1 pseudogene is annotated in these 278 nt (G+C 65.1%); it reads left to right on the top strand.

Annotation, left to right across the window (positions count from 1 at the left end):
* Positions 1 to 278 (top strand): annotated as a pseudogene (locus SB756_RS29635) (putative natural product biosynthesis protein); the annotation flags it as partial.

The following is a 278-nucleotide window of genomic DNA, read 5'->3' as shown; positions in this document are numbered from 1 at the left end:
CTGTTCCGCAGCTTCATGACCTGGGCCTATCGCAAGCAGCCGCCACTGGATTGGACCTACCACCTGAATGTGGCGCGCTGGCTGCTGGGCTCCCCGTACCGTGCGCAAACCAATGAGGAGCCGATCGAGGCGTTCATGGCGGCCGCAGCGGCGTGCTGGATCAGCCTAGACACCAGCCAGGCCCGGGGGCTGGTGCTGGCCTGGCAAGGCGCCACTTTCTTCGATTGGAAAGGCCCGCCGATCAGCGGCGCGCAACAGCAGGCATTACCCGCTTCTAC

Source organism: Pseudomonas sp. SIMBA_068 (assembly GCF_046534705.1).
Taxonomy (GTDB): domain Bacteria; phylum Pseudomonadota; class Gammaproteobacteria; order Pseudomonadales; family Pseudomonadaceae; genus Aquipseudomonas; species Aquipseudomonas putida.
Note: the sequence above shows the minus strand (reverse complement) of the source record. Positions and strands in the feature narration are given on the sequence as shown.